This window comes from Streptomyces canus 299MFChir4.1 (genome assembly GCF_000383615.1).
Taxonomy (GTDB): domain Bacteria; phylum Actinomycetota; class Actinomycetes; order Streptomycetales; family Streptomycetaceae; genus Streptomyces; species Streptomyces canus_C.
Map to the genome: position 1 here is coordinate 171,177 of NZ_KB911588.1, position 17,810 is coordinate 188,986.

Sequence of the window (17,810 nt, forward strand, 5' to 3'; positions counted from 1 at the left end):
TCCGGTCCCCTCAGGAACTGCTGACGCCCCACCGCTGCTCCACCTTCGCGAGCCGCCAGTAGGCGATCGCCGCCGCCCACACCACCACGAACAGGCCGACGATGACGTAGCCGACGTTGTCGAGGTCGATGTCGGCGATCCAGGTGGTGAGGGTGTCGGTGAGGTCGAGCTTGTCGTGCAGGACACCGACGAGCTCGATCGTGCCGATGAAGAAGGCGACCGCGATGGACAGCCCGGTGATGGCGAGGTTGTAGAAGACCTTGCGGACGGGGTTGGAGAAGGCCCACTGGTAGGCGAAGTTCATGAACGTGCCGTCGAGGGTGTCGAACAGGCTCATGCCGGCGGCGAAGAGGAGGGGGAGGCAGAGGATCGCGTACCAGGGGAGACCGGCGGCCGCGCCGGACCCGGCCATCACCATCAACGTCACCTCGGTCGCCGTGTCGAAGCCGAGCCCGAAGAGGAAGCCCAGCGGAAACATCTGCCCCGGCCGGGTGATGGACTTGGTGAGCCGCCCGAGGATCCGGTTCATGAAGCCGCGGGAATCCAGGTGCTGTTCCAGCTCCTTCTCGTCGTACGACCCCGCCCGCATCGACCGGAAGACCTTCAGGATGCCGACCAGGGCGACCAGGTTGAGGGCGGCGATGAGATAGAGGAAGGTCCCGGAGATCGTCGTACCGAGAAAGCCCAGGACCTGGTGGGTGCCGGACCCCTCGTTCATGACCTTGCCGGCGAGCTGGGTACCGCCCGCGATGAGCGCGGCGAGCACGACCACCACGCTGGAGTGCCCGAGCGCGAACCAGAACCCCACCGACACCGGCCGCTTGCCGTCGGCCATCAGCTTGCGGGTGGTGTTGTCGATCGCGGCGATGTGGTCCGCGTCGAAGGCGTGCCGCATGCCGAGGGTGTAGGCGGTGACGCCGAGGCCGATGCCGAAGGCCTTGTCGCCGACCTCGTAGTGCCCCGGGACGACGAGCAGGAACAGGATGCCGAAGGCGAGGACGTGCAGGGCGGCTATCGCGGCCATCAGGCCGGCCGTCTTGACGGTGTCCTCGCGCCGCCAGCGGAACGAGGCGGAGTGCTGGGCGGCGTCGGGCAGGGCAGGGTCGGTCATACGGTGGTCACTCCAGCACCTCGTGGATGAACGCGTGAGCTGCCGTGGCCGGTCTCCTGGCTTACGGGTCGTGCGTTTCCCTGCCCGCCTTCCCGGCCTGATGACGACGGCCAGTGGCTGTCCCGCGAGGGACGTGGGAGGGAAACTCCCCGATCACAGTGGCGAGGGCCGCACCGGCATGGACCTTTGAGGGGTCGTCACCGGTTTCCCGAGCACCACGGCCCGCCCACCGTAGGCGGGGGCGGGGGCTCCTGCATAGCTGCACACCTGCGCAGGTATGGAAGATCACACAAGGCCGCCTGCGAGGATGTGCTCCATGCACCTCGTCCCGGCCGACCGAGCCGACCGCCGCACCATCGACGGGCACCGGGTGTGCGACGCCATCGCCGCGATCGGCGACCCGGGACACGTCCGCACCTGGTCCGACCGCTTCGCCCTCCTCGCCGACCCGAACCGCCTCTCCCTGCTCCTGGCCCTGCATCGCGCCGGCCCCCTGGCGGTCTCCGACCTCGCGATCGCCACCGGCATGAACGACCCCGCCGTGTCGCAGGCACTACGGCTGCTGCGGGCGGCGGCGGTGGTCGCGGGGGAGAAGGAGGGGCGGGTGGTGCGCTACCGGGTGGTGGACGAGGCGGTGCGGGGGTTGTTGGAGCAGGTGTCCTGAGGGGCTGAGCCGGTCAGGGCAGGGCGGTTCGGTACTCGGGTGACGGATCGGTCAGTTCGGGATGCTCGACGGGGTAGCGCTCCCCGTGGATCCGACTCATCGCCCAGTGCCACGCCTCGTCGTGGAATACGAGAGCTCGGCAGGGCTCGTGGGCGGGTTCGTAGGGGTAGCGGTCGAGTGCCGCCGCCCACGAGTCCGGCAGGGACATGCCGCTGGTGGATCTGCTTCGGCGGCTGTCCAGGGACCGTATGAAGGAGGAGTTGCGCAGCCTCTACGGCGGTTGATCGCCGGGCGACGATAGCGCCGTCCGGTGCAGATCCCAGCACGGACGATCACCCAGGGCGGCACGGGACGCAGCGGTCCCGCCGACCGGTGGCGTCCCCGGGGCCGTCAGCGCGGCTGGGTGGCCTCGGCCTTCCCTGTGCGGGAGCTCGCCCCCCGCACCACCGCCACCGCCGTCAGAGCGACCGCCAAACCCAACGCGGTCTGGGTGGTGAAGGGTTCGCCGAACATCAACGCGCCCCAGACGGCGGTGACCGGGGCCATGAGGAACATGAGGGTGTTGACCTCGGTGACTCCGGAGCGTTGGAGGACGAGCCAGTACAGGCCGTAGCCGCCGAAGGTGGACAGGGCCACGAGCCAGATCGTCGCCAGCCAGAAGGATCCGGTGGCGGGCGGGGTCGCGGTGCCGGTCGCGAGGGCGGCGGTCGTGAAGACGACGGCGCTGGTGGCGCAGTGGACGGTCATCGACACGGCCGGGGCCACCGGGGTGCGCGAACGCCGGTCGAGGAAGGTGGCCGCGACCAGGGAGAGCATCCCAGCGAACGGGACGAGGTAGGTCCACCAGGACACCCCCGCGGTCGACGCCGCGTCGGCCGTGGTGACCAGGGCGACCCCGCCGAGGCCCAGGCACAGGCCGAGCCACTGCCGGGCCGGGACGTACTGGCGCAGCAGCGGGCCTGCGAGCGCTCCCGCGACCAGGGGCTGGGTGCCGTCGATCAGGGCCGTGGTACCGCTGGAGACGCCGAGTTGGATGGCGTGGTAGACGGTGAGCAGGTAGCCGCTCTGGGAGAGCAGTCCGATCAGGGCCTGGCGGGCGAGGTCGCGGGGCGCCAGGGCGCGCCATGGGGTCCGGCCCCGGCAGGCGGCGAACGCGGCGAGGACGGCCGCCAGCGGCAGGAACCGCCACATCAGGAGCGTCGTCGCGCCGGCGTCCTGCGTGCCCAGCTTGGCGCCGACGAATCCGGAGCTCCAGCACACGACGAAGGCCGCGGAGAGCAGGACGTTCATGAGGGTCACCACCCGTGACTATACCGATCTGTATATTCCGTCCCTGGCCGCCCACTATACAGATCGGTATAGTCGGGAGAGTGGGAGACGGAGACGGCACACCTCAGGTACGGCGGATCGACATGACCCCGGCCGCGCGGCGCGCCCTCGCGGCGGCGTCCCGGCTGTTCTACGAGCGCGGCATCCACGCGGTCGGCGTGGACCTGATCGCCGCCGAGGCCGGGGTGACGAAGAAAACGCTCTATGACCGGTTCGGCTCCAAGGAGCAGATCGTCGTGGAGTACCTCGCCGACCGGGACGAGCGCTGGCGCGCGTATGTCGGGGAACGGCTGGAGACGGCGGGGCCCGGGGCCGTCGACCGGGTCCGCGCGGTCTTCGCGGCCTCCCGGGAGTGGATGGACGAGCACAGCCCCAAGGGGTGCGGCATGGTCAACGCGCACGCCGAGATCAGCGATCCCTCCCACCCGGCGTACGCCGTCATCACCGGCCAGAAGCGGTGGATGCTCCGGCTCTTCACCGACCTGGCCCCCGCACAGGCCCGCACGCTCATGCTCCTGCACGAGGGCGCGCTGGTCGCCCACGGACTGCGCGTCTTCGCCGACCCGATCGGGGTCGCCTGCGAGGAGGCCGTGGTGCTCGTGGAGGGCGTGGAGGCGGTGGGCGGGCACGGGTCGTAGTCGCGGCACGGCACACCTGCGACCCGCGGCCCGGCACACCCGTAACCCGTACGGCCCGGACCGCTGGTGACCTCGGTGAACCCGGTGATCACTTGAAGCATGACCCCGCCCCGCGTCGCCCGCGCCGCCGCCTGCGCCCTCGCCCTCTCCGGGCTCCTCGCCGCCACGGCCTGTTCCGCGCTCTCCACGCCGCCCACCGCTCCCAAGGCGCCGATCACGCCGCCCAGCAGCGCGCCGCCCCGGTCTCCGAAGGCGTCTCCCGCCGCGTCCTCGGTCCTCACCGAGGCCATGGCACGGGCCGCGCTCGTCACCGCGACGGACCTGGGTGAGCCCTGGACGCCGACCCAGGGGGTGGCCACCTGGCACGACGGGGTACTGAAGGCGAAGGCCGACCGGCGGGAGTGTCAGCGGCTGCTCGACGCGCTGTACGCGGACGAGGTGTTCGGGACCGACGCCCAGGCCCGTGCGGTCGTCGGGATGGACGACGTGTGGAACGAGGCGCAGATGCGGTACCAGGTGCTCGCGCGTCCGCCCGCGGAGATCGACAGGGCCCTGGCCTGGCTCAAGAGCCTTCCGCGCACGTGCGGGCAGTTCGCGGCCACCACGGCAACCGGGGCCGTCCTGGGGGTGCGGGTCGCCGAGATGCCGTTGCCGGAGGCGGGGGACGCCCGGCAGGGGCTGCGGGTGCTGCTGACCGGGCAGTCGCCGGACGGCGCGCCGACGACGCTCACGCTGGAGGTCGCGGCGCTGCGCGTGGGGCAGGACGCGATCAGTGTGACGAACGGCGGCTTCGGCGACGTGCAGACGGACGCCACGCAGACGGCCGTACAGCTGGGCGCCGAGCGGCTGACGGAGGTGCGCAGGCAGGGGCGGGTGCAGGTGTGAGCGGTCAGTCCCCGTCGAACCGCTTGCGGTGCCAGACCACGTCGTGCGCGACCTCCGGCGCGGTACGGCCGTGTGCGAAGGCCTGTGCGCGCAGCCGGGCCAGCGCCTCGTCCGAGTCGACGCCGAGCTGCACCATGATCATGCCGACGGCCTGGTACACCTCGTCGTGCGCGGAGGCCAGCCCGCTGAGCCAGGGGTCGTCGCCGTCGGGGCCGTTCTCCTCGCCCCGGGGCAGGGCCATCAGGGCCACCGTCATGACACTGGCCACGAGCTCCGCGACGCGCAGCTCATGCCGGGTGAATGCGCCGGGGGCCTCGCGATAGAGGTCGAGGGTGCCCACGCACACGGTGTCGTTGCCGAGCGGCATCGAGTACACCGCCCGTATCCCGGCGGCGCCGGCCTCCTCGGCGAACACCGGCCAGCGGCCCGCGTCCCGGCCGGACGTCAGGTCGGTGGCGAACACGGCGGCACCGGTCGCCGCGGCGACCGTACAGGGGCCGTCCCCCAACGTGGCCTGGATGTCCGACAGTTGAGCGGCCCGGTCACTGCTGGCACTGAGCTGCACGGGCATCCCGTCGCTCCGCAACGACACACTCGCCCCGGCCACCGGCAACAACTCGACGGCGGCCACACACAGCTTGCCCGGAATCTCGGCGGGGCCGGAGCCGCGCACGCCTGCGGCGATGACATCGGAGACCCGCGCATGATCGCGGGTCGGCGGGGGGTCGGTGCGGTGGTTGTGGGTGGGGGCGGGTTCGTGGTCCCGGCAGGTCCCGAGCTCCCGCCCGGCCGTGCGATCGCGTCCGACCTCGCGCTCCCGCCCAACCCCGTACTCCCGGCCGCCTCCGCGATCACGTCCTGTCTCACGTTCACGCTCGATGCCGCCCTCACGCCCGCCCCGGCGGCCCCGTTCCCGTCCTTGGTGTCGTTCGTGTTCGCTTCGTGGGAGGGCGGACGAGTCGGCATCGGCGTCGGGTTCGTCGGACGCCCCGGAGAACGGACCGGGCTCCTCGCCGTACGCGTCCCTGGGCCGCACGGTCACCGCCTCCTTCGGTCGACGCGGAGCTGTCCATCACCGGCCCCCGAGCAGACTCACCGGAAGCGGGGGGCGCCGCTCGTGGCGTTCCCGCCCAGGGGCACCGCCCGGCTACCCCTCGTCCCCTGGGCGAAACGCCCAGGACCGGGGCTCGCGCCCACCCCTCGGCCGCCGGCCCGACCCCCTCATGTGCCCTTCACAGACCACACACTCATTCATCGCGGTCTTCCGTGACGGTCGGGGAGCGGCCGCACAGCGGCGCACCGCGCCGGAGCCGCCCGTGCGCCCCAGCCCGTCCCTCTCTCCCCGCCGGCCTCAGCCCTGCCGTGCTCTTCGTCCCTGTTCCGCGACGCCGACCGGGGCGCCTCCCGCCGTCCCGAGCGGACCGGGGACCTTCCAGGAGGACCGCGCGACGAGGCGCGCGGCCCCACCGGGGCGGCCCGGAACCGTCACAGCGGGGGTTGTGCGGGTGCGGGGCCGAGCGTGGTGGTGCCGGGGGCCGTACGGTGTCCGAGGCCCGTCCGGTACGCGTCCAGAGCCGCCTCGACCCGTCCCGTACGGCGGAGCAGATCACCCAGCAGCCGGCACAGGTCGGCCAGGTCACCGGCGGCGCCGGCCCGCTCCAGGAGGCTCAGGGCGCGGACGTAGTGCTCCTCGGCGGCCTCGGTGTCCCGGGCGTCCTCGGCGATGATCCCGAGGAGGCGGTGGGCGGCGGCGGAGTGCAGGGCGCCGCGCTCGGAGCTGAGGTCGCTGAGCACGTCGTGGAGAAGGGCCGCGGCCTCGTCGGACTTGCCGCGCCGGTGCAGCACGTCGGCGAGTTCGACGGCGGCCTGGCTGGAGTAGAGGGCGGCCCGCTTGGCGGAGAGCATGGCGAGGGCCTGCCGCAACTCGGCCTCGGCGCGCTCCAGTTCGCCGTTCTGGGCGTAGACGTATCCGCGCATCCAGTGGCAGTTGGCGAGTTCGGTGCGGAGCTGGAGCTGCCGGTACAGTTCGGCGGCCTTGGCGAGGGAGGCGTCGGCCTCGGCGAGGCGGCCCTCGGCGAGCAGGGTGCGGGCGACGGAGCGGTGCATGCGGGCGACGAGGGCGGGGTCGCCGGACTGCGGGGCGAGCGCGAGGGCGAGTTCGGCGGCCTGGGCGGCGCGCGCGTGGGCGCCCATGTCCATGTAGGGGCCGATGACGCTCGCGTAGAGGAGGAGCAGGGCGTCCGGGTCGTGGAGGCCACCGCGGTTGAGCTCGTCGATGGTGGATTCCAACAGGTAGACGGAGTAGCGCAGTTCACCGGTGAGGTAGTGGGCGAGGGCGCGTCCGCGCAGGGCGGGAACGCGGGCGGGCAGCGGTACGTCCTCGCCGAGCGCCTTCTCCGCGCGCTCGAAGTACTCGCGTGCGGCGCCGAGTTCGCCCGTCTCCACCGCGCACTCCCCGAGCCCGAGCAGGGCGGCGGCCCGCACCTCGGCGAGGTGCAGCCCGTCGGCCTCGGTGAGCAGCCGCGCGTACTGCGCGGCGGACTCCTCGGCCTCCCCGGTGGCGAGGGTGCGCTGGGCCTCGGTGAGGCGCAGCCGCAGATCGGTGACGAGCCGGGCGGGGCGGCCGGTGGCCAGTTCCTCGAAGCCGACGCCGAGGCGGTCGGCGAGGTGCCGGAGCGCGTCGTCGGAGGGCCGCACCCGCCCGGACTCCAGGGTGGAGATGTAGGCCGGTGTGTAGGCCGGTTCGGCCAGCTGTTTCTGGGTCAGCCCGCGTTCGACCCGCAGCTGCTGCACCCGTCGCCCGATGATGCCCGGGTCGTCCCGCTCCGACATGGCCAACTCCCCAAGCCCCTCTTGCCGTTCGGCTCGCGCAGCCCCTAGGTTAAACCGTGCATTAACCCGGCTTAATACTCCGCCACCGTCCTGGGTACTCACCGCCACCGCTGCGAGGTCGCCGTGCTCGAACGCACCAGCACCACCGCACGCTACGCCAGGGGATTCGCCGCCGCGGTCGTGGCCGTGGCCACGCTGGTCCTGGCGGCGAACGCGGGCCCCGCGAAGGCGTCCGAGCCGCGCCCCGCCGAACAGGCCGCGCAGGCCCGGCACCCGGCCGGGCCCACCGCGGACTGAGCGCCCGGCTCAGGCACCGGACCGGCGGCCGAGGAGCTTCGTCCGGGGAGCGGCCCTCAGAGCTGGAACTCCGCGGGCGCGAGACCGAGGGCCCCGCAGGCCTCTCTCAGCACCGCCTGCTCCGCCTGGGAGAAGTGGCCGTCGGCACCGGCGATGACGATGCCGGTCTGGATCACGGCGCGCGCCTCGGTGGGCTTCTTGGCGGCCTTGGCGATCTCCTGGAGCGCCTCGGCCTTGCCCTGCGGGAAGTTGCGGGTCAGCTGCTCCACATGCTTGTGGAAGCGCTGGCGCAGCTGCTCCGGCGGGAAGTTCTGCAACACCTCGTTGCCGAGGATCAACGACTCCATCTGCTGCGTCTCGGCCGCGTCCACCTGGCCGTCCGCGGCCGCGACCAGGGCGCACATCGCCATGCTGGCGTCCCGGTAGGCGCCGCTCTTCAACTCGGTCTTGAGGGAGCCGAGCTGGGTCTTCAGCACGCCGACGAGCTGGGACCGCGAACCGCCGCGCGAACCGCCCTGTCCGTGCCCACCGGTCGTCGTGCCGCGCCCGCCCTGCGCCTGCTGCTGCAGGTTCTTGGCCTGGTCCTTGAGCCGGTCGAACAGTGCCATTGACGTCACCTCGGTACTCGTCTGAGTGATCTCACCCGGTCAACGGACGGGTCCGGGTAAAGGTTCCACCAAGTGCCGTCGGCAGATCCCCCGGAACCGCGGGCCGGGGATGTACGTCCGCCACCGCGCCCGGGGCAGTCCGCCGCCTCACGCGGGCGCGCGCTCGCCCGGGGTGGTCGGCGGGCCGCCGAGCGGCGGCAGGGCCGGGACGACCCAGAGCCGGAGGCCGCCGGTGTCCCCGGCCCGCGTGCCGCCCCCGCCGACGCCCACTCCCCCTGGCGTCCGCGGCCCCTTCCTCTCACGGCCCGCGCCCCCTGGACACGACCCCCTGCGGGCGACGCCCCCGGCGCCTACGCTGCCCGCATGACGTCTTCCGCCGCCCGTACCGCGCTGGACCTCACCGCCTCACTCCCGGTCCCCGACCTGGAGGACTTCTACCGGGACCTGCACCGCCACCCCGAGCTGTCCTTCCAGGAGCACCGCACGGCGGGCCGGCTCGTCGAGCGGCTGGAGGCGGCCGGGTTCGAGACCGCCGAGGGCATCGGACGCACCGGTGTCGTGGGCCTCCTGCGCAACGGCGACGGGCCGACCGTCCTGCTGCGCGCCGACATGGACGCGCTGCCCGTCGGGGAGCGGACCGGGCTGCCGTACGCCTCGACGACGCCCGGGGTGATGCACGCCTGCGGGCACGACCTGCACGTGACCTGGCTGGCGGGGGCGGCGAAGGCGCTCGCGGACGGGCGGGACGCCTGGTCCGGGACGCTGCTCCTGGTGGGCCAGCCCGCCGAGGAGGCCGGCGGCGGGGCGGCCGCGATGGTCGCCGACGGGCTCTACGACCGTGTCCCGCGCCCGGACGTCCTGCTCGGCCAGCACGCGGTGCCGGGCCTGGCGGGCCTGTACGCGCACGTGCCGGGCCTGATCATGTCGGCGACGACGGACGTGGAGATCGTGGTGCACGGCCGGGGCGGCCACGGCTCGCGCCCCGAGACGACGGTCGACCCGGTCGTCACGGCCGCCTACATCGTCACGCGGCTCCAGACGATCGTCAGCCGGGAGATCAGGCCGCGCGAGTCGGCCGTGCTGACCGTCGGCCGGATCGAGGCGGGCACGGCCGCGAACATCATCCCCGACACCGCCCGCATCTCCCTCAACCTGCGCACCCAGTCCGAGGCGGTCCGGGAGCAGATGCTCGCCGCGATCCGCCGTATCGCGGAGGGCGAGTGCCATGCTGCGGGCTGCCCGCGCGAGCCCGAGGTGACCGTTGCCGGCTTGTTCCCGGTCACGGTCAACGACCCGGAGACCGACGACCGGATCGCCGCCGTGCACCGCGAGGTGTTCGGCACCGACACCGTCTTCGACTCCGGCCCGGCGATGGGCAGCGAGGACTTCTCGAAGCTCGCGCTCGGTGAACTCCCGTACTCCTACTGGTTCGTGACCTGCACTCCGGCCGCCACCTGGGACGCGGCGCCGGGCGCCGACCTGATGGAGAAGTTCGACGCCGTCCCCAGCAACCACAGCCCGCACTTCGCCCCGGACCTGTCGACGGTGGCGCCGGGCGTGCGGACGCTGGTGTCGGGGGCGCTGGCCTGTCTCGTCTAGAACGGTGTCGCCTGCAGCTCCCGCAGCTGCTTTTCCACGTTCTCCAGGGCGCCCGGGCGACGGCCGGGAACGCGGGCGCGCAACTGCGCGAGCAGGGCGCCGAGTTCCTGGGCCTGGGTCTTGTCGCGGACCTGCCCCCACTGGTGGTGGGCGCGGTCCACGGCCTTCTCCACGCCCGGCGAGTCCGGGGCCTGTCCGGCGGCCAGCCGGGTCTCGGCCACCGTCAGCCAGATCCGGCAGCTGCGCGCCGAGTCCCTGGCGAACATCGCGAGGTCCGCCCGGACCTCGGACCAGTGCAGGGCCTGCTCGGAGGCGGGACCGTGGGCCCGGGTGGCGGCCTGCTCGTGCGCCAGGGCGAGCGCGTCGGCCTCCTGGTGGCGGCCGGCCTGGACGGCGGCGGTGACCTGGACGTGGGGGTCCTGGGGCGGGGGAGTACCGACGGTCGCCGGGTGCGGGACCCGGCCCGTGGCCACCGGCCCGGCCGGCACCTGCGGACGGGGCCCTTCAGGCCGGTACGGGGGCCTGGGGGCAAGGCCCCCGGGCACGGCCACCGGCACCGTCGGCACGGTCAGCACCACGTCCCCGTACGCCTCAGGACGGAGGGGTCCCTGCGACTGAGCAGGAGCGGCGGCCGCCTGCGGGGCCCGATCCGCGCCCACCGACCCACCCGGCACCTGAGCACCCGGCCCCTCGGGCCGGTACGAAGACCCTCCGGGCACGGCCACCGGCATCGTCGGCACGGTCAGCACCACGTCCCCGTACGCCTCAGGACGGAGGGGTCCCTGCGGCTGAGCCGGAGCGGCGGCCGCGCCCACCGACCCGCCCGGCGCCTGGGCACGCGGCCCCTCGGGCCGGTACGAAGGCCCCCCGGGCACGGCCACCGGCACCGGCACCGGCACCGGCGGCACCGTCAACACCAGGTCCCCGTACGCCTCGGGGCCCAGTCTGGTGAACGCCTGCTGGTGCAACTGCTCGACGGGCGGACGCCACCCGCTGCGCAGGATCGTCGCGATCGTCTTCATGTACGCCGGAACGGCCACCGTACGCCGGGACGGCGGGGGCGCGATCCGTCCGAACACCGCGTTGTTGCGGCCGGAGTCGAGGGTGTGCGTCCGCAGCCAGCCCCAGGTGTCGGCGTCGGCGTGCAGGTCGACCAAGAGGGTCGTCGAGCCCGGGGAGCGCAGCCGGAACTCCTCACGGATCCACTGCCAGGGCAGCGCGGTGTAGCGCACGGTGGCCGGTGTGGTGCGGGCCAGCGCGAGGTGGGGCAGGTGCTGGCGGCGGTCCAGGGCGAGCTGGCCGGTGACGAACACGGTGAGCGGGCCCGGCGTGGCCGCCACGGCGCGCAGCCGGGTCAGGACGGCCTGCGGTTCCAGGGGGTCGGCGAGCTCGACGACGTTGGCGGTGTCGGTGCCGGAGAGCACGGCCGGCGGCACGGCCGCGAGGACGGGAAGCACGGACGCCGCGTCCACCAGACGGCTCTTGCCCACCGGTGAGGCGGCGAGCAGCAGCACGGTTCCGGGCATCGGTCCCTCCCCATCCCCCTCGATCACTTACGGCAGCACGGTATCCGCTGCGGCTGCGAAGGGGAGGTTCTCAGGACGGCAGACGTCCCTTTCCTGCCCGCTCGTCGGCTCTGCGCACCGCGAAGACGGTGGTGTCGTCGAGCAGTCGTCCGCCGCAGTGCCCGAGGGTGCCGTCGCGGACGAGGGCCACCAGGCGGCGGGGTTCGACGGAGCGCGGGTCGGCGGCGAGGGCGCGGGCCACCTCGTCGGCGAGGCCGTAGAACTCCCCGGCGGGGTCGCGGGCCTCGGTGACGCCGTCGCTGGTCAGCAGGACGGTCTCGCCCGGGCCGAGCGGCACGCGGTGGACGGGCGGCGGCCCGTCGGCGGACAGGGCGGCAAGGCCCAGCGGGAGGCCGCCGGCGGCGAGCAGCGGCCGTACCCCCGACGCGCCGACCACCAGCGGCGGTTCGTGGCCGAAGACCATGGCCTCCACCACGCCGGTGTCGGCCTCGGGGAAGCCGAGCAGGACGGCGGTGGCGAAGCGGTCGCCGTCGTCGCGGCCGAGCGCGGTGACATGGCCGCCGTGCCGGCGCACCCGGATCTCCAGCCGCTCGGCGACCGTCGCGAGCCCCGGTTCGTGGTACGCCGCCTCACGGAACGTGCCGAGCAGCGCGGCCGCCTCCTCGACCGCGCCGAGCCCCTTGCCCTGGACGTCCCCCACGAGCACGCGGGTGCCGTGCGGGCCGGGCTGGATGTCGTAGAAGTCACCGCCGACGCGGGCCTGGCTGTCGGCGGCGAGATACACCTCCGCGTGCTCCAGGCCGCCCCACACCGGCGGGAGCGGGCGCAGCACGGTACGGCGGGTGGTGTCGGCGATGTCCCGCATGTGCAGCATGCTGCGTTCGCCGCGCAGGCGTACCGCGCAGGCCAGTACGGCGAGGATGCCGCCGACCGCGACCAGGATGAAGTCCGGAAGCCCGGACCGGTACTGGTGCGGCCAGGATCTGTCGGCGACGACGTAGGTGACGAGGGCGAGCGCGGCGAAGGCGGCGGTGCCGGGGACGCCGCAGATCGCGGCCGCGATGCCGGGAACCAGGACGACCCAGGAGATCATCCGGAACTCGGCGGCCGTGTTGTAGTCGATCGCGGTGATCGCGACCAGCAGCAGGAGGGGCGGCACCCAGGCGACACCGCGGCCGCGGACGCGGAGCACCTGCGCCCGGCCGACACCGCTCATGGAGTCAGCGAAACACGGGGCGCTTGCCGCCGCCATCCGACTTGCCAGCGCCCCTTCGCAGGTGTGCTCTGGTAGTCGGGGGCGTATCGGGGTGGAGAGAGAGGAGTGCCCTCATGGCTCATGCGGCACCCGCGGGCGGGTTCGCCCGGACACCCGATGTCTTCAGCGCCAAGGTGCATACGGCCGCCAGGTACGGCATCCCGGTCGTGCTCGGCCTTGTCTACGGCTACTGGGCGGCCGCGAACCGCCGTGACGGCGGGCCGGTCACCGGCTGGAACGTGCTGTTCGGCTGTGTCACGGCGATCGCGTTCATCGTGCTGTGCATCGCCGTCGCGACGTTCGCCCCGCTGCTGAAGCGGGAACTCCACTCGGCCGTGAAGTCCGGCTTCGCCGGGGCGGCCGTCGGGTTCCTGTACAGCCAGACGGGCGAGAGCGTGCTGCGCTCGACGGCCCTGGGCCTCGCGGTCGCGGCGGGCGTCTTCCTGGTGTTCTTCTACCGCTACTACACGCACGAGGACGGCGAGGGGAACCGGATCCGCTAGCGGACGCGCGTGGACCCCGGCCGGTGACATGACCGGGGTCCACGGCTTCCCTCATCCCACGCTCCAGCTCCAGGTTCCCGAGAAACTCCAGGAGACGGAGCCGGAGGCTTCCCACGAGCCGGAGGCTTCCCACGAGCCGGAACCGGAGTTCCAGCTCGGGTCGTTCCGGTCGGCGTTGTCCCAACCGCCGTTCCTCCACTGCGGGCACGGGTCCGCACAGGTCGGCACGGACCGCCGGCCGGTGTCGACGAACTCGGCACTCACCCAGCCCCGGGCACCGGTGAACCAGTACCAGTACGGGTTGCCGTTGACGCTCTGTCCGCGGACCATGCACGCGATCCGGTCCTGACTGCCCGGCGCGAGCCGGTCGACGACGGCGGAGTGCGTGGTGGGCGCCGCCCGCACGTCGACCGCGGTGCGCGAGACGATGGTGCCCCGGACCGGACCGCCGCCACGGCCTTCGGCGTACGTGGGCGGGGCTGCCGCGGCGAAGGTGCCGCCCGCCGTGACGGCTAGGGTCGCGCCGGTGAACAGGGCCACGGCCAGGGTCCGCAGGGCCGGAGTGGTGCGCATCATCGGCCTCCTTCTCCCCATCACCATGAGACACCCGTTCGGGTGAACCCTCCACCGGAGGGCGGAATCCCCGGCTCCACCGCTCGCGCGGCCGCCCGCGACCGTTTTGCCTGGAAGGGTGACCTCCCGTGTCCGTGACGCCCTGTCGGCCGTCCTGATCGCCCTGGCCTGTCTGCTCGTGCCCTTCGGCGCGTTGGCGGCCTGGGCGGCGTACGGCCTCGCCGACACGGGCCGGTACGTCAGAGCGATGGCACCGCTCGCCGCCGACCCCGCCGTGCGGGACGGCGTCGCGGACGCGGTGGCGGACGAAGTCGGCGAACCGGTACGGCCCTTCGTCCGCTCCCTCACCCGGACCCGGGACTTCGGCACCGTGTGGGATGCGGGCAACAGGGCGGTCCACCAAGCCGTGTTGCGGGCGCTCCGGGAGGACGGCCACCACGAGGTGACCGTCGACATCGCCCCGATCGCCGCCCGGGTGGAGCACCGGGTCCCCCTGCCCCGCACCGAGGTCGCCGTGCTCCCGGCCTCCGCACTCGACCGTCTCCGGAAGGGGTACGACGTGCTCGAAGTCGCCGGTTTCTGGCTGCCCGTCACGGCCGCCGTCCTCGCCGCCGCCGGCATCGCGGTCGCCGCCTGCCGCCGCCGCGCCGTCACCGCGACCGCCCTCGGCACCGCGCTCGGCGGCGCCCTGCTGGGCCTCGCCGTCGCCGTCGGCCGCAGTCTCACCCTGACCGACCTGCCCGACCGGGTGCGCCGTCCGGCCGCGGGCGCCGTCTACGACGCCCTGACGGGCACCTTGCGCACGGTCTCCTGGCTACTGGTGGCCGTCGGCCTGGCGGTGGCCCTGACCTGCTGGCTCACCGGTCGGTACGGCTTGCTGCGAGCCCGGCGAGGGTCCGCAGGGCCCGTTCCAGATCCGGCACCGCAGCCGACGCGAGCCCGAGCCTGACCGCGTCCGGGGTGCGGTGCGGGTCGACGGCGAAGGAAGGGCCGGGCGAGAGCGCGATGCCGAGCGCCGCCGCGGCGGCCGTGAAGGTGTCCGCCCGCCAGGGGACCGGGAGCTCCCACCAGGCGTAGTACGCGCGCGGATCGGACCGCACGGCGAACCCGTCCAGGCACTCGGCCAGCACCCGCTGCCTGCGCGCCGCGTCCGCCCGCTTCGCCTCGACCAGCCGCGCCACGGTCCCGTCCGCCGTCCACCGCACCCCCGCCTCCAGCGCGAACCGCCCCGCACTCCACCCACCGGAACGGACCGCGTCCGCCACCTCGTCCACCCGCTGGTGCGGTACGACGAGAAAGCCGACGGTGAGCCCGGGCGCGACCCGCTTGGACAGACCGTCGACGACATGGGTGAGGTCGGGGGCGTGCACCGCGAAGGGGTCGTCGGCCTCCGCGAGGAACGACCAGATCCGGTCCTCCACGACGGGGATCTCCAAGTCGCTCACGACGGCGGCGAGTTGGCGCCTGCGCCCGGCGCTCATGGTGACGGACGTCGGATTGTGCAGGGTCGGCTGCACGTAGAGGGCCGCCAGGGGAGCCGTGCGGTGGGCGGCGGCCACCGACTCGGGACGCAGGCCGTCCTCGTCCGTGGCCAGCGGCACCAGGGTGATGCCGAGCCGGGCGGCGATCTCCTTGACCAAGGGATAGGTCAGCTCCTCGACGCCGACCCGGCCGCCCGGCCGTACCAGGGAGGCGAGGGCGGCGGCGACGGACTGGCGGGCGTTGCCCGTGAAGAGGACCCGGGCCGGGTCGGGGCGCCAGCCGGGGGTGGTGAGGAGGGCGGCGGCCGCCTCGCGGGCGGCCGGGGTGCCGGTGGCGGCGGCCGGGCGGAGCGCCTCGGTCAGCACGTCGGGGCGCAGCAGGGGGGCGAGGGCGTCGGCGAGCAGCTCGGACTGGCCCTGCGCGGACGGGTAGTTGAGCTCCAGGTTGACGGGCGTCCCCACATCCTCGACGAGTCCCCGAGCGGGCCGCCCGGGCCCGGTGGCCTTCACGAAGGTGCCGCGTCCGACCTCGCCGACGACCAGTCCCCGCCGTACGAGTTCGCCGTAGGCCCGCTCCGCCGTCGACGCGGCGATTCCGTGCCGGCGCGCGAACTTCCGCTGCGGGGGCAGGCGTTCGCCCGGGCGGAGCCGGCCGGTGGTGATGTCGGCGGCTATGCGGTCGGCGATGCGCCGGTAGTCGTGCACGAAGACCCCCTGTGATGGCGGCTGCCCTGCGATTGCACCGAGGGCAAGGATTTTATTGCACCGAGAAGTTGGGCCGACCTAGGGTCGACGGCATGACGGCGATCCCCCTGGTCCTGGTCCACGGCCATCCCTTCGACCACACGATGTGGCGCCCGCAGATCGAGGCGTTCTCCGCCTCCCACCGTGTGATCGCCCCGGACCTGCGCGGCTACGGCACCTCGGGACCGGCCGCCGCCGGGGTCGACCGCTTCGAGCGGTTCGCGCAGGACATCGAGGCACTGCTGGACGAACTCGACGTGCGGGCCTGTGTGGTGGCGGGCCTGTCCATGGGCGGCCAGATCGCCATGGACTGCTACCGGCGCTTCCCCGGGCGGATCCGGGGCCTGGTCCTCGCCGACACCTTCCCGGCGGCGGAGACCCCCGAGGGCGTCCGGGTCCGGCACGCCATGGCGGACCGGCTGGAGCGCGAGGGGATGCGCGGGTACGCCGACGAGGTGCTGGAGAAGATGGTCGCGCCGTACGCCTCCCCCGAGGTCAAGGCGCACGTCCACGGCATGATGACGGCCACCCGCCCCGCGTCCGCGGCGGCCGCCCTGCGCGCCCGCGCCGCCCGCCCCGACTACCGCGACCTGCTCACCCGGGTCACGGTCCCGTCGCTGGTGCTGGTGGGCGCCGACGACACCTACACACCGGTCGCCGACGCCGAGGCCATGCACGCGGCGCTCCCGCAGTCGCGGCTGCATGTCTTCGAGGGGGCGGCGCACCTGCCGAACCTGGAACGGGCGGGGGAGTTCAACGCCGTGCTGGGGGAGTTCCTGGCGAAGGTCGACGCCCGCTCGTAGGCTCGGGACGGTGACCCGCCGAAGACTCGGTACCTGGACCGCCGGCCTGCTCTTCGCCGCCGTGAGCGTGGTCCTGGGATGCCGGCTCGCCGACACGGACGGTGCCACCCCCGTCCCCCAGCTCCTCGCCTTCCTCCCCTGGCTGCTCGCGCCCGCGGGAGCGGGCCTGACCCTCGCCCTGCTGGCCCGCTGGTGGCCCGGGACGGTCTGGGCGGCCGTGCTCCTCGGTCTGCTGGCGTGGTTCATCGCCCCCTACGGTCAGGGCGGCGAGCCGGACGGGCGGGCGCTCGTCTCCTTCCGCGTCATGACCTCGAACGTCGAGTTCGGGCGGGCCACCGACGCCCTCGTCGCCGCCGTCCGCGAACAGAAGCCGGACCTCGTGTTCGTGGAGGAGTGCGAGTACGGCTGCTCGGCCACCCTGCGACGGTCCCTGTCCGAGAGCTATCCGTACCGGCGGTCCGTGGAGGGTTCCGGTTCGACGGGGTCCGTCGTCCTCAGCCGCTTCCCGCTGAAGCCCGCCGCCGGGATCCGGGGCAGCACCATGGGCATGCCCGGGGCCGTCGCCGACGTGCGCGGTCACGCCGTACGGCTGCAACTCGCGCACCCGATGCCCCCACTGCCCGGCCAACTGGACGTGTGGCGCCGGGAGTTGGGAAAGCTGAGGGACTTCGCCGCCGCCAGCCGCCCCCCGACCGTCCTGGCCGGTGACTTCAACGCCTCCCAGGACCACGCGGCCTTCCGCGCGATCCTCGACACCGGACTGCGCGACGCGGCCCGCCTCGCCGGATCCGGCCGCACCCCGACCTGGCCGGCCCGGACCGCCCCGGCGATCGGCGCGCAGATCGACCACGTGCTGGTGTCCGCGGACTTCTCGGCGGGCGACGCCCGCTTCCTGGACCTGGCGGACACCGACCACCGTGCCCTGCTGGTGGACATCACACTGCACGGGCCCACCTGACCCG

General features: G+C 73.6%; 19 protein-coding genes and 1 riboswitch. Of the genes, 9 read left to right on the plus strand and 10 right to left on the minus strand.

All coding sequences use genetic code 11. The annotated features are described in order from the left end of the window. Positions 1 to 10: 10 nt before the first annotated feature. Positions 11 to 1,111 (minus strand): Nickel transporter NicT, encoded by a 1,101-nt coding sequence (gene nicT / locus H293_RS0118650; RefSeq protein WP_020119381.1) that lies wholly within the window; start codon positions 1,109 to 1,111, stop codon positions 11 to 13. Between the two features lie 29 nt (positions 1,112 to 1,140). Then, positions 1,141 to 1,346, minus strand: a riboswitch (cobalamin riboswitch). 81 nt (positions 1,347 to 1,427) lie between these two features. Here nicT and H293_RS0118655 point away from each other — a divergent pair. Further along, entirely contained in the window at positions 1,428 to 1,775 is a 348-nt protein-coding gene (locus tag H293_RS0118655) for an ArsR/SmtB family transcription factor (protein WP_020119382.1), read from the plus strand. Positions 1,776 to 1,788: 13 nt separating this feature from the next. On the opposite strand, the gene H293_RS49705 is transcribed toward H293_RS0118655, so the two are convergent. Both H293_RS49705 and H293_RS0118665 read right to left on the minus strand, forming a co-directional pair. After that, positions 1,789 to 1,983 carry a hypothetical protein gene (locus tag H293_RS49705; RefSeq protein ID WP_020119383.1) on the minus strand — a complete coding sequence of 65 codons (195 nt, stop codon included), beginning with the start codon at positions 1,981 to 1,983 and terminating at the stop codon, positions 1,789 to 1,791. A gap of 182 nt (positions 1,984 to 2,165) precedes the next feature. Further along, positions 2,166 to 3,065, minus strand: coding sequence for a DMT family transporter (locus H293_RS0118665; RefSeq protein ID WP_033415499.1), 900 nt, complete (start codon positions 3,063 to 3,065; stop codon positions 2,166 to 2,168). A 122-nt stretch (positions 3,066 to 3,187) separates the two neighbouring features. Between H293_RS0118665 and H293_RS0118670 the strand changes: the two genes are divergently transcribed. Then, complete coding sequence (locus H293_RS0118670) at positions 3,188 to 3,742, plus strand: TetR/AcrR family transcriptional regulator (RefSeq protein WP_020119385.1); 555 nt, start codon at positions 3,188 to 3,190, stop codon at positions 3,740 to 3,742. A gap of 99 nt (positions 3,743 to 3,841) precedes the next feature. Next, positions 3,842 to 4,627 (plus strand): hypothetical protein, encoded by a 786-nt coding sequence (locus H293_RS0118675; protein ID WP_020119386.1) that lies wholly within the window; start codon positions 3,842 to 3,844, stop codon positions 4,625 to 4,627. Between the two features lie 4 nt (positions 4,628 to 4,631). Here the strand turns inward: H293_RS0118675 and H293_RS0118680 are convergent, their stop codons facing one another. Both H293_RS0118680 and H293_RS0118685 read right to left on the minus strand, forming a co-directional pair. Next, positions 4,632 to 5,663 carry a GAF and ANTAR domain-containing protein gene (locus H293_RS0118680; RefSeq protein WP_310591887.1) on the minus strand — a complete coding sequence of 344 codons (1,032 nt, stop codon included), beginning with the start codon at positions 5,661 to 5,663 and terminating at the stop codon, positions 4,632 to 4,634. Between the two features lie 449 nt (positions 5,664 to 6,112). Beyond that, a complete protein-coding gene (locus tag H293_RS0118685) occupies positions 6,113 to 7,459 on the minus strand; it encodes a helix-turn-helix domain-containing protein (protein WP_020119388.1) in 1,347 nt (448 codons plus the stop codon). A gap of 123 nt (positions 7,460 to 7,582) precedes the next feature. Here H293_RS0118685 and H293_RS59205 point away from each other — a divergent pair, with 123 nt between their 5' ends. Next, positions 7,583 to 7,756, plus strand: coding sequence for a hypothetical protein (locus H293_RS59205; RefSeq protein WP_020119389.1), 174 nt, complete (start codon positions 7,583 to 7,585; stop codon positions 7,754 to 7,756). A 56-nt stretch (positions 7,757 to 7,812) separates the two neighbouring features. Here H293_RS59205 and H293_RS0118695 read toward each other — a convergent pair whose 3' ends face one another. Then, complete coding sequence (locus H293_RS0118695; protein ID WP_020119390.1) at positions 7,813 to 8,364, minus strand: tellurite resistance TerB family protein; 552 nt, start codon at positions 8,362 to 8,364, stop codon at positions 7,813 to 7,815. A gap of 363 nt (positions 8,365 to 8,727) precedes the next feature. On the opposite strand from H293_RS0118695, the gene H293_RS0118705 reads away from it, so the two are divergent. Beyond that, positions 8,728 to 9,963: an amidohydrolase gene (locus H293_RS0118705; RefSeq protein ID WP_020119392.1), complete on the plus strand. Its 1,236-nt coding sequence runs from the start codon at positions 8,728 to 8,730 to the stop codon at positions 9,961 to 9,963. On the opposite strand, the gene H293_RS0118710 is transcribed toward H293_RS0118705, so the two are convergent. After that, entirely contained in the window at positions 9,960 to 11,489 is a 1,530-nt protein-coding gene (locus H293_RS0118710) for a hypothetical protein (protein ID WP_020119393.1), read from the minus strand. The genes H293_RS0118705 and H293_RS0118710 overlap by 4 nt on opposite strands. A 70-nt stretch (positions 11,490 to 11,559) precedes the next feature. Then, positions 11,560 to 12,705, minus strand: a complete 1,146-nt coding sequence (locus tag H293_RS0118715; RefSeq protein WP_020119394.1) for a PP2C family protein-serine/threonine phosphatase — start codon at positions 12,703 to 12,705, stop codon at positions 11,560 to 11,562. A gap of 113 nt (positions 12,706 to 12,818) precedes the next feature. On the opposite strand from H293_RS0118715, the gene H293_RS0118720 reads away from it, so the two are divergent. Further along, positions 12,819 to 13,247 carry a hypothetical protein gene (locus H293_RS0118720; protein WP_020119395.1) on the plus strand — a complete coding sequence of 143 codons (429 nt, stop codon included), beginning with the start codon at positions 12,819 to 12,821 and terminating at the stop codon, positions 13,245 to 13,247. A gap of 51 nt (positions 13,248 to 13,298) precedes the next feature. On the opposite strand, the gene H293_RS0118725 is transcribed toward H293_RS0118720, so the two are convergent. Further along, positions 13,299 to 13,823 carry a hypothetical protein gene (locus H293_RS0118725; protein ID WP_020119396.1) on the minus strand — a complete coding sequence of 175 codons (525 nt, stop codon included), beginning with the start codon at positions 13,821 to 13,823 and terminating at the stop codon, positions 13,299 to 13,301. Positions 13,824 to 13,938: 115 nt separating this feature from the next. Between H293_RS0118725 and H293_RS0118730 the strand changes: the two genes are divergently transcribed. After that, positions 13,939 to 14,769, plus strand: a complete 831-nt coding sequence (locus tag H293_RS0118730; protein WP_020119397.1) for a hypothetical protein — start codon at positions 13,939 to 13,941, stop codon at positions 14,767 to 14,769. On the opposite strand, the gene H293_RS0118735 is transcribed toward H293_RS0118730, so the two are convergent. Next, positions 14,678 to 16,006 carry an aminotransferase-like domain-containing protein gene (locus H293_RS0118735; protein ID WP_020119398.1) on the minus strand — a complete coding sequence of 443 codons (1,329 nt, stop codon included), beginning with the start codon at positions 16,004 to 16,006 and terminating at the stop codon, positions 14,678 to 14,680. The two genes, H293_RS0118730 and H293_RS0118735, sit on opposite strands and share 92 nt — an antisense overlap. 92 nt (positions 16,007 to 16,098) lie before the next feature. Here H293_RS0118735 and H293_RS0118740 point away from each other — a divergent pair, with 92 nt between their 5' ends. Continuing rightward, positions 16,099 to 16,848 carry an alpha/beta fold hydrolase gene (locus H293_RS0118740; protein WP_020119399.1) on the plus strand — a complete coding sequence of 250 codons (750 nt, stop codon included), beginning with the start codon at positions 16,099 to 16,101 and terminating at the stop codon, positions 16,846 to 16,848. Positions 16,849 to 16,858: 10 nt separating this feature from the next. Continuing rightward, positions 16,859 to 17,806, plus strand: coding sequence for an endonuclease/exonuclease/phosphatase family protein (locus tag H293_RS0118745; RefSeq protein ID WP_020119400.1), 948 nt, complete (start codon positions 16,859 to 16,861; stop codon positions 17,804 to 17,806). Positions 17,807 to 17,810 lie beyond the last annotated feature (4 nt).

Excerpts from the sequence above, each read along its gene's own strand:
- nicT (WP_020119381.1), bottom strand. The coding sequence starts at position 1,111 with ATGACCGACCCTGCCCTGCCCGACGCCGCCCAGCACTCCGCCTCGTTC.
- H293_RS0118655 (WP_020119382.1), top strand. The coding sequence starts at position 1,428 with ATGCACCTCGTCCCGGCCGACCGAGCCGACCGCCGCACCATCGACGGG.
- H293_RS49705 (WP_020119383.1), bottom strand. The coding sequence starts at position 1,983 with ATGTCCCTGCCGGACTCGTGGGCGGCGGCACTCGACCGCTACCCCTAC.
- H293_RS0118665 (WP_033415499.1), bottom strand. The coding sequence starts at position 3,065 with ATGAACGTCCTGCTCTCCGCGGCCTTCGTCGTGTGCTGGAGCTCCGGA.
- H293_RS0118670 (WP_020119385.1), top strand. The coding sequence starts at position 3,188 with ATGACCCCGGCCGCGCGGCGCGCCCTCGCGGCGGCGTCCCGGCTGTTC.
- H293_RS0118675 (WP_020119386.1), top strand. The coding sequence starts at position 3,842 with ATGACCCCGCCCCGCGTCGCCCGCGCCGCCGCCTGCGCCCTCGCCCTC.
- H293_RS0118685 (WP_020119388.1), bottom strand. The coding sequence starts at position 7,459 with ATGTCGGAGCGGGACGACCCGGGCATCATCGGGCGACGGGTGCAGCAG.
- H293_RS0118695 (WP_020119390.1), bottom strand. The coding sequence starts at position 8,364 with ATGGCACTGTTCGACCGGCTCAAGGACCAGGCCAAGAACCTGCAGCAG.
- H293_RS0118705 (WP_020119392.1), top strand. The coding sequence starts at position 8,728 with ATGACGTCTTCCGCCGCCCGTACCGCGCTGGACCTCACCGCCTCACTC.
- H293_RS0118710 (WP_020119393.1), bottom strand. The coding sequence starts at position 11,489 with ATGCCCGGAACCGTGCTGCTGCTCGCCGCCTCACCGGTGGGCAAGAGC.
- H293_RS0118715 (WP_020119394.1), bottom strand. The coding sequence starts at position 12,705 with ATGAGCGGTGTCGGCCGGGCGCAGGTGCTCCGCGTCCGCGGCCGCGGT.
- H293_RS0118720 (WP_020119395.1), top strand. The coding sequence starts at position 12,819 with ATGGCTCATGCGGCACCCGCGGGCGGGTTCGCCCGGACACCCGATGTC.
- H293_RS0118725 (WP_020119396.1), bottom strand. The coding sequence starts at position 13,823 with ATGATGCGCACCACTCCGGCCCTGCGGACCCTGGCCGTGGCCCTGTTC.
- H293_RS0118740 (WP_020119399.1), top strand. The coding sequence starts at position 16,099 with ATGACGGCGATCCCCCTGGTCCTGGTCCACGGCCATCCCTTCGACCAC.